At 52.7% G+C, this 17,835-nt stretch carries 12 protein-coding genes; 9 read left to right on the top strand and 3 right to left on the bottom strand.

The window, feature by feature from the left end:
- Positions 1–91 precede the first annotated feature (91 nt).
- Positions 92–3,235, bottom strand: a complete 3,144-nt coding sequence (sbcC, locus tag IB196_RS17365) for an exonuclease subunit SbcC (RefSeq protein ID WP_188232302.1) — start codon at positions 3,233–3,235, stop codon at positions 92–94.
- Entirely contained in the window at positions 3,232–4,434 is a 1,203-nt protein-coding gene (sbcD, locus tag IB196_RS17360) for an exonuclease subunit SbcD (RefSeq protein WP_188232303.1), read from the bottom strand. Before sbcD ends, sbcC begins: the two co-directional genes overlap by 4 nt.
- Positions 4,435–4,624: 190 nt before the next feature.
- On the opposite strand from sbcD, the gene phoB reads away from it, so the two are divergent.
- The 6 genes from phoB (at position 4,625) to malZ (ending at position 13,356) form a co-directional block, all read left to right on the top strand.
- A complete protein-coding gene (gene phoB, locus IB196_RS17355) occupies positions 4,625–5,314 on the top strand; it encodes a phosphate response regulator transcription factor PhoB (RefSeq protein WP_188232304.1) in 690 nt (229 codons plus the stop codon).
- 50 nt (positions 5,315–5,364) lie between these two features.
- Complete coding sequence (gene phoR, locus IB196_RS17350; RefSeq protein WP_005120930.1) at positions 5,365–6,660, top strand: phosphate regulon sensor histidine kinase PhoR; 1,296 nt, start codon at positions 5,365–5,367, stop codon at positions 6,658–6,660.
- 407 nt (positions 6,661–7,067) lie between these two features.
- Complete coding sequence (gene brnQ / locus IB196_RS17345; protein WP_040232748.1) at positions 7,068–8,387, top strand: branched-chain amino acid transporter carrier protein BrnQ; 1,320 nt, start codon at positions 7,068–7,070, stop codon at positions 8,385–8,387.
- 81 nt (positions 8,388–8,468) lie between these two features.
- The gene (gene proY, locus IB196_RS17340; protein ID WP_040232747.1) at positions 8,469–9,842 is read left to right on the top strand and encodes a proline-specific permease ProY; all 1,374 of its coding nucleotides are present in this window, start codon (positions 8,469–8,471) and stop codon (positions 9,840–9,842) included.
- A gap of 285 nt (positions 9,843–10,127) precedes the next feature.
- Positions 10,128–11,387 (top strand): hypothetical protein, encoded by a 1,260-nt coding sequence (locus tag IB196_RS17335; RefSeq protein WP_348936026.1) that lies wholly within the window; start codon positions 10,128–10,130, stop codon positions 11,385–11,387.
- 151 nt (positions 11,388–11,538) lie between these two features.
- Positions 11,539–13,356 (top strand): maltodextrin glucosidase, encoded by a 1,818-nt coding sequence (gene malZ, locus IB196_RS17330; protein WP_188231718.1) that lies wholly within the window; start codon positions 11,539–11,541, stop codon positions 13,354–13,356.
- On the opposite strand, the gene IB196_RS17325 is transcribed toward malZ, so the two are convergent.
- Positions 13,350–14,252: a LysR family transcriptional regulator gene (locus IB196_RS17325; RefSeq protein ID WP_040232741.1), complete on the bottom strand. Its 903-nt coding sequence runs from the start codon at positions 14,250–14,252 to the stop codon at positions 13,350–13,352. The two genes, malZ and IB196_RS17325, sit on opposite strands and share 7 nt — an antisense overlap.
- Positions 14,253–14,525: 273 nt before the next feature.
- Between IB196_RS17325 and IB196_RS17320 the strand changes: the two genes are divergently transcribed.
- The 3 genes from IB196_RS17320 to IB196_RS17310 all read left to right on the top strand — a co-directional run bounded on the left by IB196_RS17320 (position 14,526) and on the right by IB196_RS17310 (position 17,775).
- Complete coding sequence (locus tag IB196_RS17320) at positions 14,526–15,167, top strand: hydrolase (protein WP_003021513.1); 642 nt, start codon at positions 14,526–14,528, stop codon at positions 15,165–15,167.
- Positions 15,168–15,339: 172 nt separating this feature from the next.
- Complete coding sequence (locus IB196_RS17315) at positions 15,340–15,885, top strand: antibiotic biosynthesis monooxygenase (RefSeq protein ID WP_005125120.1); 546 nt, start codon at positions 15,340–15,342, stop codon at positions 15,883–15,885.
- A gap of 21 nt (positions 15,886–15,906) precedes the next feature.
- Positions 15,907–17,775 (top strand): amidohydrolase, encoded by a 1,869-nt coding sequence (locus tag IB196_RS17310; protein WP_188231719.1) that lies wholly within the window; start codon positions 15,907–15,909, stop codon positions 17,773–17,775.
- Positions 17,776–17,835: the final 60 nt, after the last annotated feature.

Below are 17,835 nucleotides of genomic sequence, written 5' to 3'. Positions count from 1 at the left end.
TATCCGTCCTTGTGTATTCACGATCGTGCTATGTATTATGCCGGATGGTGCTTACGCTTATCCGGCCTGTGAAACCGCACCCATGGGGCGATTACTCCACCGCAAATATCTTGTCGAGTTTGCTGTAGCCTAATCCATTGATTTTTTTAACCTTGATCTGCACCGGAATACGTTCTTTCATCGCTTCGACGTGGCTTATCACGCCAATGGTCTTGCCTGTGGCGTTCAGGGCATCCAGCGCGTCGAGGGCGGTATCCAGCGTTTCGCTATCCAGCGTGCCGAAGCCTTCATCGAGGAACAGGGAGTCAATGCGTGTTTTGTGACTGACCAGGTCGGACAACGCCAGCGCCAGCGCCAGGCTCACGAGGAAGCTCTCGCCGCCGGATAGCGTGCGGGTATCACGCACGGCATCGGCCTGCCAGGTATCCACCACTTCGAGTTCCAGCGCCTCACTGGCCTTGCGTTGCAACAGATAGCGGCCATGCAGACGGGTTAGCTGGTTGTTGGCAAGCCAGACCAGATTATCCAGCGTTAGCCCTTGGGCAAACTTGCGGAATTTATCCCCCTCTTTTGAGCCGATCAGGGCATTCAGATAGCCCCAGTCTTCGACCTGCTGTGCGACTTTTTCAATCTCCAGCATCAGTGTCTGCTGCTGCTGGCGGTTGTCTGCATCCTGTTTGAGCTGCTGGCGAATTTCGCCCTGGCGCGTGGTGTTATCCCGCAGTTGTTGCGTGAGATGTGCCAGTGCATCGCGAAGATATTCCACGGTGAGTGTGAGATCCGCGCCGGCAGGCGGTTGCTGCTGATGCGTTGCCAGCGCCTGCTGAGCCTGGTTAAGTAGCGTTTGCACCTGTTGTAGCTGGCCTTCCAGCGACTGCTTAAGCTGCTCAAGATGGTTAAATGCCTCTTCATCCAGCAGGGCGGCAAGGAAGGCGTCGCGATCGTCAAAAACACTGGCCTGCAATGCGGCATCAAACTGCGCCTGAATCTCTGCTGCGCGTTGTGCTTCCTGGGCTTCCTGCTGTTGCAACGATTGCCACTGGCCCTGTAATGAGAGGCAGTCATCGTGCACCTGCCGCCAGTTTTCCAGCACCAGATCCTCAGCGCTTTCAGAAAGCGCATCGGTTTCTGGCAGCGTTTCCAGCAGCGGCGCAAGCTGGGCAATCCGGGCCTGTAATGCGGTCAGTTCGTTCTGGCGCTGTTGCCACATTTGCGTTTCGTTCGCCCGTTCGCTCAGCCATGAGGCGACGTCACCCTCAGCCGGAAGGGCCAGACCATGGCGGGCCAGTTCGGCGGTTAGCGTCGCCTGACGCTGGGCAATATGCTGCTGGAGCTGAGTAATCTGTTCCGTATGCGCGGTGATTTGCGCCTGCAAGGTATGACGCAGGCTCAAGTGGTGAAGCTGTTGCTCGTGCTCTTCCTGAGCTGCAAGCCACGGGGCGATATCATCCTGCGGTTGCAACGTTATGTTCAGGCTGGCAGTCAGCGTCTGCCACTCTTGAGTAAGTGCTTGCTCCTCCTGAGAAAGCGTCTGTACCTCGCGTTCATCACGCAGTAGCTGTTGGGTTATCGCGTCGAGCTGTCCGCGTAGCGTTGACCCCTCATCGGCCAGCGTTTTGACCTCTTTTTCTAATGCTTCACGCCGCGCCTGATTGACGCTGAGTTCGAGTGTTTGATAGTGCTCAATGGCCGGGTGCGTCGTGGAGCCACAAAGCGGACAAGGCTGTCCGGATTGCAATAAAGCACGCTGGCTTTCCAGATCTTTAATCCGTGCTTCCTGCTCGCAGAGCGTTTTTACATCGGTCAGATGCTGATTTTTATCTTTATAACGCTGACGTTTTTCTGCCAGGGCCGCGTTGCGTTGCGCTTGCTCCTGCTGCCGCTGCTGTATTGTGGCGCGTAGCTGTACCAGCTGTTTTTGTTTCGGCGCAATTTGTCCATGCAGATTGCTCAGTTGCTGGCGGAATAGACGCAACTGTGAGTGCTGCGCCAGCGCTACCGTGACTTCTTGCGCGCTAAATGACAGCGAGGGAAGCGGCAGTGCATCCAGCTTGCGTACGTCGCTGTCGCGGAGTTTTTGCCACTGACGTAGCTGGTCGTTAGCGTCAGATTGCTGTGCCAATAGCGCTTTCCATCCCGCCAGTTCGCTGCTCCATAAGCGGAAACGGTCATGTTCGTTCAGCCAGTCGGTTAGCGTCTGCTGTTCGGTGAGCAGAGTCGCCGACTGTATTTGTGCCCGCTGACGGATGCGCCCACGCAGCGCTAAGCTGCTTTGTAAGCGAACATTTACTTCCTGAATATTCTGTCGTGTTCGGCTGAGCGTGGCGGATTGTTCCTGAATTCGCTCCCAGTACGGACGCAATGCTCTGGCGGGATGTGCCAGGCTGAGTGTCGCCAGCTGCGGTTGTGCTTTATCTTGCGCCTCTTTTGCGGTCTGTAATGCTTGCTGGTGGCGGCTTACTTCTGCCTGCAGCTCATTTTGTCGGATGAGCCAATTAAGATGCTGTTGCTGGATTTGCTGACGGGTAAGATGCTGTTTTTCTTCGTCAGTAAGTACCTGCAAACTTTCTGTCAGGGACTGTACCTGCTCTGGTGCTAACAGCGCCACGCCGCTGGCCTGGGCCTGCAGTTTTTCCAGCTCCGTGCGCGCTGCTTTGTGCTTTTCAAACACCATGGCGGAGATTTGGCCGTAAATCTCTGTGCCGGTCAGCTCTTCCAGCAGTTCGGCGCGCTCTTTCGGTTTGGCATTGAGAAATGCGGCAAACTGCCCCTGAGACAGCAGCATCGAGCGGGTAAAACGGCCGTAATCCAGCCCGGTAAGCTCGGCGGTCATTTCCAGCTTGTCTTTAACTTTATCGGCGAGAATTTTGCCATCGGCGCAACGAGCCAGTTCGACACGCGGAACCTGCAGATTGCCCTCAGGCTGATTGCGCGCGCGGTTCTGGCTCCAGAATGCGCGATAGGCTTCGCCTCTGACTTCGAATTCAACTTCGGCCAGACATTCCGCCGTATCGCGGGTCATCAGGTCGTTTTGCGACTGCGATACGGTATTGAGTCGTGGTGTTTCGTGGTACAACGCGAGGCAAATGGCGTCCAGCAGGGTGGTTTTCCCGGCACCGGTTGGACCGGTGATGGCGAACAGCCCGTTGCTGGCAAAAGGCTCTGCCGTGAAATCAACTTTCCATTCCCCTTTCAGGGAGTTGAGGTTTTTCAGGCGCAGACTGAGAATTTTCATGCTTCAGCCTCCCCGGCAAGCGTCTGTACGGTTGCGCTAAACAGCTGATTAAGCCGCTCACGCTGTGGTTCTTCAAGTTCTTCCAGCGCCAGGCGGCGGTCAAAAACCTCCGCCACGCTCAGTTCGCTTAATGTTTCACGACGTTCATTGACCATGATGCGCTCGCGCTGTTCCCGACTGCGGCGCACCAGTAACACCTCTACCGGTAAATCTTCGGTCAAGGCCTGGATTTTACGCTGCATATCATGCAGATAGTCATCGGTGGTAATTTCAATATCCAGCCACACCGGCGGATCTTGCTGTACGTTGCGCCACTGCTCAAGCTGGGCGGTAATGGCGGCGAGATCGCCTTTCAGTACCGCAAGCGGCTGGGTGACCGGTACGGTGAGATTCTCAACGGCGCTCAGCTTACCGTTTTCAAAGCTCACCAGGTGGACGCATTTGCTTTTGCCGCACTCGTCAAAACTAAGCGCAATCGGCGAGCCGCAATAGCGAATATGTTCTGTACCGCCGATGATCTGCGCCCGGTGAATATGTCCCAGCGCAATGTAATCCGCCGGTGGGAAATTTTGTGCCGGAAAAGCATCCAGCGTCCCAATATAAATATCACGTACGGCGTCACTTTTACTGGCACCGACGGTGGTCAGATGCCCTGTCGCAATAATCGGCAGATTCTGGTCGCCACGCAGCGCGCTGGCGTCCTGATATTGCTGTTGGTAATAGTCGGTGATTGCACCTAATAAATGCTGCTGCTTTTCGTGACCGGTTAGCCCCGCCTGACTGGTAATGATGTCACGTGGACGTAAAAAAGGAACCGGACAAAGGATCGCGCCCGGCGTGCCGTCGCGTTGAGGTAGCACTTGCGGCGCGTGGCCCGCGCTGGCCACGACCGTGGTGTTGAGAAACGCCAGAATATCGCGGGACTCATTGAGCGTGGCGACGGAGTCGTGGTTGCCTGCCAGCACCACCAGATGACAGCCGGTTTGCTGCAGATTAACGACAAAACGGTTATACAGCTCACGGGCATAGCTTGGCGGTGAGCCGGTATCAAAAATATCGCCTGCCACAATAATGGCATCCACCTGATGGGATTGTGCCGTTTCCAGCAGCCAGTCGAGAAAGGCCTGGTGTTCAGCGGCGCGGCTCTTGCTGTAGAAATTTTGGCCCAGATGCCAGTCAGACGTGTGGAGGATGCGCATAAGAGTTCCATGACAAAAAAACGATGGCGGAGATTATAACCTTGCAAGGGCGGTAATATCTTGTTTCCGGGCTGTCATAATTCGCCTGGCTGCGTTAAACCTGGACTATCTTTTCATAAATCTGTCATAAAAGTGACGCATAATGCCACGGTATTGATGGCAAACGATTTAATTATAAACAGGGCAAATCATGGCGAGACGTATTCTGGTCGTAGAAGATGAAGCTCCAATTCGTGAAATGGTCTGCTTCGTGCTCGAGCAAAACGGTTTTCAACCCGTAGAAGCCGAAGACTATGACAGTGCTGTGAACCAACTTAATGAACCCTGGCCGGATCTCGTCCTGCTTGACTGGATGCTTCCCGGCGGCTCGGGTCTACAGTTTATTAAACACCTCAAGCGGGAAGCGATGACGCGGGATATCCCCGTGATGATGCTGACGGCGAGAGGTGAAGAGGAAGACCGCGTCCGGGGTCTGGAAACCGGTGCGGATGATTATATTACCAAGCCGTTTTCTCCCAAGGAGCTGGTGGCGCGTATTAAAGCGGTTCTGCGTCGTATTTCACCGATGGCGGTGGAAGAGGTTATTGAGATGCAGGGGCTAAGCCTTGATCCGACCTCGCATCGCGTGATGACCGGAGAGGATCCGCTGGATATGGGGCCGACCGAATTCAAACTGTTGCACTTCTTTATGGCCCACCCTGAGCGCGTCTACAGCCGTGAACAACTCCTCAATCATGTCTGGGGAACCAATGTCTACGTGGAAGACCGGACAGTGGATGTGCATATTCGCCGGTTGCGTAAAGCGCTGGAGCATAGCGGACACGATCGTATGGTGCAGACGGTACGCGGGACGGGATATCGCTTTTCGACCCGCTTCTGACTGCAAGTAATAAGAGCCTGAGGGATTAGGCTGTAAATGGAGTAAGACGTTTGCTTGAACGATTGTCATGGAAAAGGCTGGTACTGGAGCTGATCCTCTGCTGCATACCGGCTTTTATCCTTAGCGCTTTTTTTGGTTATCTACCCTGGTTTTTACTGGCGTCGGTAACGGGCCTGCTTATCTGGCATTTCTGGAACTTATTGCGTTTGTCCTGGTGGCTGTGGGTCGACAGGAGTATGACGCCTCCACCGGGTCGTGGTAGTTGGGAGCCACTGCTCTACGGCCTGCATCAAATGCAGTTGCGTAACAAAAAGCGCCGTCGCGAATTGGGTAACCTCATTAAACGCTTTCGCAGCGGGGCGGAATCGCTACCCGACGCAGTGGTGCTAACCACCGAAGAAGGCGGTATTTTCTGGTGTAACGGACTGGCACAGCAGGTTTTAGGGTTACGCTGGCCGGATGATAGCGGGCAAAATATTCTTAACTTGCTGCGTTACCCGGAGTTCACACAATATCTGAAAACACGCGACTTTAGTCGGCCAATTAATCTGGTACTCAACACCGGACGGCATCTGGAAATTCGCGTAATGCCCTACACCGATAAGCAACTGCTAATGGTGGCGCGCGACGTTACCCAGATGCACCAACTGGAAGGTTCACGACGTAACTTTTTCGCCAACGCCAGCCATGAGCTACGTACCCCGCTGACGGTGTTGCAGGGCTACCTGGAAATGATGCAGGAACATCCGCTGGAAGGGACGACGCGCGAAAAAGCGCTGCATACCATGCGTGAACAAACGTACCGTATGGAAGGGTTAGTGAAGCAGTTGCTGACACTGTCGAAAATTGAAGCCGCACCGGCGATGATGCTCAATGAAAAGGTGGATGTGCCGATGATGCTGCGCGTGGTCGAGCACGAAGCGCAAACGCTGAGCCAGCACAAACATACGTTTACTTTTGATGTTGATAACAGCCTGAACGTGCGGGGGAACGAGGAGCAGTTGCGTAGCGCTATCTCGAATCTCGTCTATAACGCGGTGAATCATACGCCTGCGGGAACACACATTACCGTACGCTGGCGACATGTGGCCTCGGGGGCGGAATTTTGTGTGGAAGACAACGGTCCAGGCATTGCCGCCGAGCATATTCCACGCCTGACCGAGCGTTTTTATCGTGTAGATAAAGCACGATCCCGACAAACGGGGGGGAGCGGATTAGGTCTGGCGATTGTGAAGCATGCTCTGCATCATCACGACAGCCGTTTGAATATCGACAGCGAACCAGGCAAAGGGACTCGTTTTAGTTTTGTGCTCGCGGAACGTTTAATTGCCAAAAACAGCGGTTAAAACGTATTCGTAAGCTTATCTTTCCAAAAGCCAGCGTAAGTTGGCTTTTTTTGTTGCAGTCAATAAAGAGTTCCTGAATTTTACGACGTTTGATTGTTTTTTGTTCGCATGATTACCCATGTCTTTTTCCAGGGAATGGTGTTTTGTGCTAGCTCAATTTTTCATATCGCTATATTGTTCTGGTTTTTAGATCCCACCTTGCTTTAAAACGTTATAAGCGTTTAAATTGCGCTCCAGGTGCTGTCATACCGACTGCATTTACGCGGTAAATCGAAAAACTATTCTTCGCCGCGCCAGGCAGGGAGAATTTCCCGCTGGAATTGCTTAAAAATGCCGCTGTATCATCCCGCAGGGAAAGGCAGAAAATTAAACGTTTTCAACACCACATCCACAGGCAGTAAGACTTTATGACCCATCAGTTAAAATCGCGCGATATTATCGCTCTGGGATTTATGACATTTGCACTGTTCGTTGGTGCAGGTAACATTATTTTCCCCCCAATGGTTGGTTTGCAGGCAGGCGAGCACGTCTGGACTGCAGCCTTTGGCTTCCTGATTACCGCCGTGGGCCTGCCGGTACTTACCGTGGTCGCACTGGCGAAAGTGGGCGGCGGCGTGGACAGCCTGAGCACGCCTATCGGTAAAGTTGCCGGTCTGCTGCTGGCTACCGTCTGCTATCTGGCCGTTGGGCCGTTATTTGCTACCCCGCGTACCGCGACGGTCTCTTTCGAAGTCGGGATTGCACCGCTGACCGGTGATTCTGCGCTGCCGCTGTTCATCTACAGCGTGGTGTACTTCGCGATTGTGATTCTGGTGTCACTGTATCCCGGCAAACTGCTGGATACTGTGGGCAACTTCCTTGCTCCATTGAAAATTCTGGCGCTGGTTGTGCTTTCCGTGGCGGCGATTGTTTGGCCAGCGGGCCCGATCAGCAATGCAATGGAAGCCTATCAAAATGCGGCATTCTCGAATGGCTTTGTGAACGGCTATCTGACGATGGATACGCTGGGCGCGATGGTATTTGGTATTGTTATTGTTAACGCCGCCCGCTCGCGTGGTGTTACTGAAGCGCGTCTGCTGACCCGTTACACCGTCTGGGCTGGCCTGATGGCGGGCGTGGGGTTAACGCTGCTGTACCTTGCGCTGTTCCGCCTGGGTTCAGACAGTGCGACGCTGGTCGATCAATCTGCTAACGGTGCGGCAATTCTGCATGCGTATGTTCAGCACACCTTCGGTGGTGCAGGCAGCTTCCTGCTGGCGGCGTTGATTTTCATCGCCTGTCTGGTGACTGCGGTTGGCCTGACCTGTGCGTGCGCTGAATTCTTCGCGCAGTATGTTCCGCTGTCTTATCGTACGCTGGTGTTTATCCTTGGCGGTTTCTCGATGGTGGTCTCTAACCTGGGCCTGAGCCATCTGATTCAGATCTCTATTCCGGTGCTGACGGCTATCTATCCGCCATGTATCGCACTGGTTGTATTAAGCTTTACCCGCTCATGGTGGCATAATTCTTCCCGCGTCATTGCACCTGCGATGTTTATCAGCCTGATTTTTGGTATCCTTGATGGCATTAAAGCTTCTGCAATTGGTGATGTCTTACCAGCCTGGACCCAGCGTTTACCGCTGGCAGAACAAGGGCTGGCGTGGTTGATGCCAACAGTCGTGATGGTGGTCCTGGCCGTTATCTGGGATCGCGCAGCGGGTCGACAAGTGACCTCCAGCGCACACTAATATCACTGACAATAAGTTTTAACCACGGGGCTATTAATATGGCCCCGTGGTTTTTTTATTGTGTTAACAGGTTAGGAATCGATGGAAAGTAATAACAAGCTAAAGCGTGGGCTGAGCACCCGGCACATCCGCTTTATGGCATTAGGTTCAGCAATTGGTACCGGGCTGTTCTACGGTTCAGCCGATGCCATCAAAATGGCGGGGCCGAGCGTGTTGCTGGCCTATATTATCGGTGGCGTCGCGGCGTACATTATTATGCGTGCGTTGGGCGAAATGTCAGTCCATAACCCCGCAGCCAGCTCTTTCTCGCGCTATGCGCAGGAAAACCTCGGACCATTGGCTGGTTACATTACCGGCTGGACCTACTGTTTTGAAATCCTGATTGTCGCCATTGCCGACGTGACAGCCTTCGGTATTTACATGGGCGTCTGGTTCCCGGCCGTACCGCACTGGATTTGGGTACTCAGCGTAGTGCTGATTATCTGCGCTATCAACCTGATGAGCGTGAAGGTGTTTGGCGAGCTGGAGTTCTGGTTCTCATTCTTCAAAGTCGCCACCATTATCATCATGATTGTCGCCGGTTTTGGCATCATTATTTGGGGGATTGGCAACGGCGGGCAGCCTACCGGGATCCATAACCTGTGGAGCAACGGCGGTTTCTTCAGCAACGGCTGGCTCGGCATGGTGATGTCGCTACAAATGGTGATGTTCGCCTACGGCGGGATTGAGATCATCGGTATTACCGCAGGTGAAGCCAAAGATCCGGAAAAATCTATTCCGCGCGCCATCAATTCCGTACCGATGCGCATCCTCGTGTTTTACGTGGGGACGCTGTTCGTCATTATGTCGATTTACCCGTGGAATCAGGTCGGTACCGACGGTAGCCCGTTTGTCCTGACGTTCCAGCATATGGGCATTACCTTTGCAGCAGGTATCCTCAACTTTGTCGTCCTGACTGCGTCGCTGTCGGCCATCAACTCTGACGTCTTCGGCGTGGGGCGTATGCTGCACGGTATGGCGGAGCAGGGCAGCGCCCCGAAAATGTTCGCCAAAACGTCACGTCGTGGCGTGCCGTGGGTAACAGTGATGGTGATGACCATCGCGCTGCTGTTTGCGGTGTATCTTAACTACATCATGCCGGAAAATGTCTTCCTGGTGATTGCCTCTCTGGCAACCTTCGCCACGGTTTGGGTGTGGATAATGATCCTGCTGTCGCAGATTGCCTTCCGTCGTCGCCTGCCGCCGGAAGAGGTCAAAGCGCTGAAATTTAAAGTGCCGGGTGGGGTGGCGACAACAGTTATTGGCCTGATTTTCCTGGTCTTTATCATCGCGCTCATCGGCTACCATCCGGATACCCGCATTTCGCTGTACGTCGGCTTTGCGTGGATTGTTCTGCTGCTGGTTGGCTGGGTTTTCAAGTGCCGCCGTGAGCGCCAACTGGCTGAAGTGCAGTAATATTTTTGCCGGGTAGTCATGTTGGTTCGTAGTTGAATTTGGCAATTGTTCTTTATTTTTAAAAACGAAGTTGATTACTCAGCTTCGTTTTTTTATTTGTATAAAAACGGTGAATGCTTTTTGTTTAAAAATAAAGAATAATAATTATTTTCTTTGTTTGTTATCAAATTATTATGAGCGCTTTTTGAAAGTTTGATGAAGCCTTTTATGTTATTCTTTCTATGGTTTTTTATATGCTTTCTTGTAAGGCATAACTATTATTAATGAGATTAAATGAGGCTCTTTATGGGTGGAATAACTAATGCAGCAGACCGTTCTACAACGAGTAAAACTTGTAATAACCCTGGGGTTAAGGTTGATAATACATGTAAGGTTTCTGTCCTTAACTCTGCAACTAACAAATTAGTTGGGGTGGCAAATATTGGTAAAATACCCACAAATGTTAGTAGTTCAATATCGCAAGGATCACAACCATTACTACAGTCTGGTATAAAGAAGGCCAGTATAGAGATTTTTGTGCAGAATCCTCCACAGCTGCCACCCCGTAACTCTGTGCTCAAGCAGGCTTCGGTGCAGAATCCTCCACAGCTGCCACCCCGTAACTCTGTGCTCAAGCAGGCTTCGGTGCAGAATCCTCCACAGCTGCCACCCCGTAACTCTGTGCTCAAGCAGGCTTCGGTGCAGAATCCTCCACAGCTGCCACCCCGTAACTCTGTGCTCAAGCAGGCTTCGGTGCAGAATCCTCCACAGCTGCCACCCCGTAACTCTGTGCACACGCAGGCTTCGGTGCAGAATACCCCACAGCCTGCATCCCCTGGAGCAGAAGACACGTGGAAGCCGGAGTTAAAACGTGAAGTTCTTCTACAGCCAGAAACAAAGGTAACGAGTAATCCAAAGAGTCATGTATCGAAAAATGCAACTATTCAAGCGGAGAATGTTGCTAAGGTAAAAAACGACGTTGTAAAGAAAAAAAATGATGTTCCAGAAAAAAAACCACTTAAGAATAAAATTCTTCATTTTTTTCATATTCACCGCAGCAAGAATGCCCTGCTAAATGTGGAACAGAGAAAAGCGTTAGCTTATGAAAATAGAGACTCAATTAATAATGGTGTTAGGAATATTCTTGCTCTCGATAAGCCTAAAGATAATGGCTCAACACGTCTTGAAGAATTTGGGGTTTTTAGGGAGGCGCATAGCGGAGCCAATAACACTAAAAGATATTTTCAACAAACCATAAAAAAAATGGATGATAAAGGTAATAAAGATCTGCTTGGTAATCGTGACGATGTAGTTGCTTTCTTTAATATATTCAAATATGCCATCAATCAGGCATACAGTGAAATGAAAAGTGGTCAAAACAAGGAGGCTGCCGAGGGGGCTTTCAAAGAAATGCTGTCATTGCTCGATTCAATGAAACAGCATTTTGCTCATGTTGGTAAAAGTGGCTATAACTTTGATAATGTAGCTCGAGTTATGTTCATGGATATACCTGATGTGCTTACCCATCTAAATTTGTCAATGCCTACTGTCACTTTGCCTGAATAGGCAATAAGTATTCATTTTTTACCGGGTAGCTTTGCGTTACCCGGTAATTTTCTCCTCCCCCGCGCTCCTCCCCCAATAAACGTTAAGATGATGAGTGATCCTGCTCGTCGCTATGGCAAGGTGACGTCATTATCATCAAAGGGGATACGTGATGTTGAACGCCTGGCACCTTCCGGTTGCCCCATTTGTGAAGCAAAACAAAGATCAACTGACGATTACGTTATGGCTGGCAGGGGAAAATCCTCCTCAGCGCGTGACGCTACGCGCGGAAAACGATAACGAAGAAATTTCTCTGTGCATGCACAAACAGCGTAGCCAACCGCACCCTGGTGTCACCGCGTGGCGCGCGGCGATCGATCTTACCAGCGGGCAGCCCCGCCGACGCTATAGCTTTAAATTACTGTGGCTCGATCGCCAGTTGTGGTTCACCCCGCAGGGATTCAACCGCTTTCCGCCTGCGCGTCTGGAGCAGTTTGCTGTTGATGTACCGGATAACGGTCCGCAGTGGGTTGCCGATCAGATTTTTTATCAGATTTTCCCGGATCGCTTTGCCCGCAGCCAGTCGCGTGAAGCGGCTCAGGATAACGTCTATTACCACCACGCGGCCGGACACGACATCGTGCGGCGCGAGTGGGACGAGCCGCTTACGGCTCAGGCCGGTGGTTCGACGTTTTATGGCGGAGATTTGGACGGCATCAGCGAGAAACTGCCGTATCTGAAGGCGTTAGGGGTAACGGCGCTGTACCTGAATCCGGTGTTTACCGCGCCGAGCGTACATAAATACGATACTGAAGATTATCGCCATGTTGATCCGCAGTTTGGCGGCGACAGGGCGCTGCTACGCCTGCGTCACAACACGAAACAGCAGGGGATGCGGCTGATTCTCGACGGTGTCTTTAACCATAGCGGCGATTCGCACGCCTGGTTTGACCGACATAATCGCGGGACGGACGGAGCATGCCATAATCCGGATTCCCCCTGGCGCGACTGGTACCATTTCTCTGATGATGGGGTTGCGCTGGACTGGTTGGGGTACTCAAGCCTACCCAAACTGGACTTTTCCTCTGAAAGCCTGGTGAATGAAATTTATCGTGGCGAAGACAGTATTGTTCGCCACTGGCTAAAAGCGCCATGGAGTATGGACGGCTGGCGTCTGGATGTGGTGCATATGCTGGGCGAGGCCGGTGGTGCACGTAATAACTTGCAGCATGTCGCCGGAATTACACAGGCGGCGAAAGAAACCCAGCCAGAGGCGTATGTGGTGGGCGAGCATTTTGGCGACGCACGCCAGTGGTTGCAGGCCGACGCGGAAGATGCCGCCATGAACTATCGCGGTTTTACTTTCCCCCTCTGGGGATTCCTCGCCAATACCGATATTTCATACGACCCACAATATATTGACGCTCAGACCTGTATGGCGTGGATGGATAACTACCGCGCGGGGTTGTCGCATCAGCAGCAGTTGCGCATGTTTAATCAGCTCGACAGCCACGATACTGCTCGCTTTAAGTCTCTGCTTGGCAAAGACGTTGCACGGTTACCGCTGGCGGTGGTGTGGCTGTTTACCTGGCCTGGCGTACCCTGTATTTACTACGGTGACGAAGTGGGGCTGGACGGGAATAACGATCCGTTTTGCCGCAAGACGTTCCCGTGGCAAAAGGAAAAGCAGGATAGCGCGCTGCTGGCGTTATACCAACGACTGGCAAAATTACGTCACCAGAGCCCGGCGCTCCGCCACGGTGGATGTCAGGTGATTTACGCCGAGGATAACGTGGTGGTGTTTGTACGCGTGCTAAACCGCCAGCGCGTGTTGGTGGCGATTAACCGCGGTCACGCTTGTGAAGTCGTGCTGCCAGCCTCACCATTGCTCAATGTCAGTCAATGGCGGCACAAAGAGGGCAAAGGCCAACTCGTCGATGATATCCTGGCGCTGCCCGTAATATCGGCTTCAGTCTGGATGAGTCATTGATACAAGCGCGAAATTGCCTCACTGGCCAGCAGCGCGTCTCGCCACCAGCGCTGCGCCAGTCCTTCGCTACTATTGCGCCATGCCATATAGGCGACGTCTTTTTGACGAAATGAGATAACCGTCTTTTCCACCAGTTCACCGCTGGCAATCCATGGGCTGGCAATGTGGCGGGGGAGAAATCCGCAGCCCATTCCCGCCCGCAGCAGCACCACCTTACTGTGGAAATCATCGACGCGAATTTGAGCCTGTTCATCCATCAGGTTGGTCTGTAATGGGTGGCAAAAGCGAGCGCTGTCGCTGATAACAATCGCCCGGTGCAGGCACAATTGCTCGTTCGTCAGACCATCGGGTGCCGCAGCCAGCGGATGCTCAGGTGCCACGACAAAGACATTGTCCAGCGTGCCGAGCATTTTGTAGGACCAGGCGGCGGATGTGGGCGGTTCATTAATTGCGCCGAGGATAATATCCGCTCCATTATGGGTCAGTTCTTCCCATGAACCTGCCAGCGTATGGTGGGTGAAGTTGAGACGGGTTTGTTTATTAAGTGCATGAAATTCATCAATAATGGGTAGCAGTGCGGCAAAGGGAAAAGAATCATCGAGCGCTATTGCCAGCTCCTTTTCCCAGCCGGAACTTAGCTGTATTGCCTGCTTTTCGAGATCTTTTGCCGCACTCAGCAGTAGACGCCCCTTTTCCAGCATCATCCGTCCGGTGTCGGTGAATTTTGCCCGGTGTCCGGAACGGTCAAGCAATTCGATGTTCAGATCGCTTTCCAGCTTCTGAATCATATAGCTGAGTGCCGCAGGGGTTTTAAACAGCGATTCGGCCGCCGCAGCAAATGACCCCTGTTTGTCGAGTGCATCGAGGATCAGCAGAACATCCAGATTGAGGCGCATAAGCAGAAAATATCCTGAAAATTAAACCTCTCTGTTTTACCGAATGGAGAAAAACAATGCCAGTGAATAAATTAGATGAGTCATGCGCATTTTTTTGATGTTGTTTAGGATATATCGCGACACAGAACTAATAGTTTCACAGGACGGTAAGTTTTCTTTAATAACTCGTTAGAAATTTCCCGCTATACTCAACAAGCTTTCTGATTCAGGATCCTGTTGCTGACGGCAGATACAGACCGTTGCCTTTTAACTTATTGATTAAGAAGGTGTGCTATGTCTATTCGGGAACTGATTGACCCTCAAAACTCCACGCTAATTTTTATTGACCATCAGCCGCAAATGTCATTTGGTGTGGCGAATATTGATCGCCAGACATTGAAAAATAATACCGTTGCATTAGCCAAAGCCGGGAAAATATTCAATGTTCCAGTAATTTATACTTCAGTGGAAACGAAAAGTTTTAGCGGATATATCTGGCCGGAATTGTTAGCTGTTCACCCTGATGTGAAACCGATTGAACGTACGTCTATGAACTCCTGGGAAGATGCAGCCTTTGTTAAGGCGGTAGAAGCGACCGGGCGTAAAAAACTGATTATTTCCGCGTTGTGGACTGAAGTCTGCCTGACCTTCCCGGCGCTGATGGCGCTGGAAGCGGGCTACGAAGTGTATGTGGTAACAGACACTTCAGGCGGCACGTCGGTGGATGCCCATGAACGTTCCATCGATCGCATGGTGCAGGCGGGTGCCGTACCTGTGACCTGGCAACAGGTTCTTCTTGAGTACCAGCGCGACTGGTCCCGCAAAGAAACCTACGACGCCGTCATGGATTTGGTGCGTGAACACAGCGGTGCTTACGGTATGGGTGTGGATTACGCGTATACCATGGTGCATGGCGCGCCGGAACGTAAAGCCTGAATACACGCCATCTTTCATGTTGCCTCTTTGTTGGCTTAGTTTGCGTACCCTGGTCACTGACTTATGTAAGTGACCGGGGCTACACAATCTTGCCGCCTCGATGTTTCATGAATAATTGTGTATTGCTTTCATGGCTTAAGCAGGTCAATTTCCCTTTAGCAAGGAACCTTTCATGGCGCAGAACAAACATGTGACGTTGGTAATTACTCACACCCTGCGGCCTGACCAGGCGCAGCGTTATGAGCAGTGGTTGGGGAAAATCATGCCGCTGGCCGCCGAGTTTCCCGGGCATCTTGGGGCGAATGTCATTCGACCCACAGATGGACAAAACCTGTGGAACATCATCATTCGCTTCGACACCCTTGAGCATCTGTATAACTGGACTCAATCCGATACGCGCCGGGAGCTGGTTGAGGAAATTGCGCCGCTGCTGGCCGAAGGCGATAAAACAGAAGTGCGCACCGAAGCGGCCTTCTGGTTTACGCCGCCAGCCCCCCATGTACGTCAGCCCAAACGTTGGAAGCAGTTTTTGATAACGCTGCTGGTGATTTTCCCCAGTACCAACCTGGTACCGTGGCTGACCGGTATTCTGCTGCCTTCAATGAAAGGCTCGTTACTCCTGCATCTGATTAATGATGCCTGTGTGGTTGCGTTGGTGGTCTGGTTGTGGATGCCCATCGTAACCCGTCTGTTTGCCGGATGGCTGAAAAAAGCCTGACCGGTTTCTCAGGAGATTGTTATGTCTCAAACTGCCACACTGATTCTGACTCACGGAAAAATTCATACTCTCGAAAAGCAAAGCCCACAGGTAGAGGCGGTGGCGATCGCCAACGGGAAGATTCTGGCGACCGGTAGCCATGATCGGATCATGAGCTTTGCCACCGAAGGGACGCAGGTTGTCGATCTGCAGGGGCATACGGTGATCCCCGGTCTGAACGATTCACACCTGCACCTGATTCGCGGCGGCCTGAATTACAATCTGGAATTACGTTGGGAAGGCGTACCGTCACTGGCGGACGCGCTACGTATGCTCAAAGAGCAGGCGGACAGAACGCCGTCGCCGCAATGGGTACGCGTAGTGGGCGGTTGGAGCGAATTCCAGTTTGCCGAACGGCGCATGCCAACCCTCGAAGAACTCAATGAAGCCGCCCCGGATACTCCGGTTTTTGTTCTGCATCTCTATGACAGAGCGCTGCTGAACCGCGCCGCGCTGAAAGCCGTTGGCTACACCAAAGCCACACCGGATCCGGCGGGGGGAGAGATTGTGCGTGACGGCAATGGTAATCCAACCGGAATGTTGATAGCCAAACCGAATGCCATGATCCTCTATTCGACGCTGGCGAAAGGGCCAAAACTGCCGTTAGAGATGCAGGTTAACTCGACCCGCCAGTTTATGCGTGAGCTGAACCGCCTCGGGCTGACCAGTGCCATCGATGCCGGCGGCGGCTTCCAGAACTATCCGGAAGATTACGAGATCATCGAGCAACTGCACGCGAACCAGCAGATGACGGTGCGTATTGCCTACAATCTGTTTACCCAGCGTCCGAAGCAGGAAGTGGAAGATTTTGAGCGCTGGACGGATGTGCTCAAACCCGGGCAGGGAACCGATTTCTATCGTGCTAATGGGGCAGGGGAAATGCTGGTCTTCTCGGCGGCTGACTTCGAAGATTTCCTGCAGCCACGTCCGGATTTACCGGAAGGGATGGAAGAGGAACTGGAGCGTGTGGTTCGTCACCTCGTGGAGCACCGCTGGCCGTTCCGCCTGCATGCCACCTACGATGAATCCATCAGCCGTATGCTGGACGTGTTTGAGAAGGTGAACCGTGACATCCCGTTCAATGGCCTGCACTGGTTCTTCGATCACGCCGAAACGATTACTGAACGCAACATCGAGCGGGTAAAAGCGCTGGGCGGTGGCATTGCGGTTCAGCACCGAATGGCGTTCCAGGGCGAATATTTTGTCGATCGCTATGGCAAAGAGGCGGTTAAACATACGCCGCCGGTGGCGAAAATGCTGGCGGCTGATGTGCCGGTTGGTCTGGGTACCGATGCTACGCGCGTGGCCAGCTACAACCCGTGGACCGCGCTCTACTGGCTGGTTTCGGGCCGTACCGTTGGCGGAATGGCGATGTATGATGATAACAACCGCTTGCCGCGCGACGTGGCGCTGGAACTGTGGACGGCTGGCAGTGCCTGGTTCTCCAGCGAGCAGGGTAAGAAAGGGCGTATTGAAAAGGATCAACTGGCAGATCTGGTGGTGCTGTCAAAAGACTATTTCAGCGTGGCGGAAGAAGAGATCAAAGGCATTGAGTCAGTGATGACCATTGTCGATGGCAAAGTGGTTTATGCGGCCGGACATTTCTCCCCGCTGGCCCCTCCAGCGATTCCGGTTGTCCCTGACTGGTCGCCGGTGGTGAAGGTACCGGGACATTATCGCTCAGCGCCGCCGGTTGCGGCGAAGGCTGGAGCAATGGTGCAGATGCATCAGTGCTGCGGAAGCTGTGGTGTACATGGCCATCAGCATGATATTGCGCGTAAATCAGGGATACCGGTATCAGATGATCGGGCCTTCTGGGGGGCGCTCGGTTGTTCCTGCTTCGCGTTTTAAGGGACGGGTCAGCGCCAATGAAAAAGGCCGCTTTTGCGGCCTTTTTTCGATTCATGCCAA

This window comes from Citrobacter sp. C6_1 (assembly GCF_014596835.2).
Classification (GTDB): domain Bacteria; phylum Pseudomonadota; class Gammaproteobacteria; order Enterobacterales; family Enterobacteriaceae; genus Citrobacter; species Citrobacter pasteurii.
The sequence above is the reverse complement of the archived record's forward strand: the minus strand, read 5'-3'. Positions and strand labels throughout refer to the sequence as shown.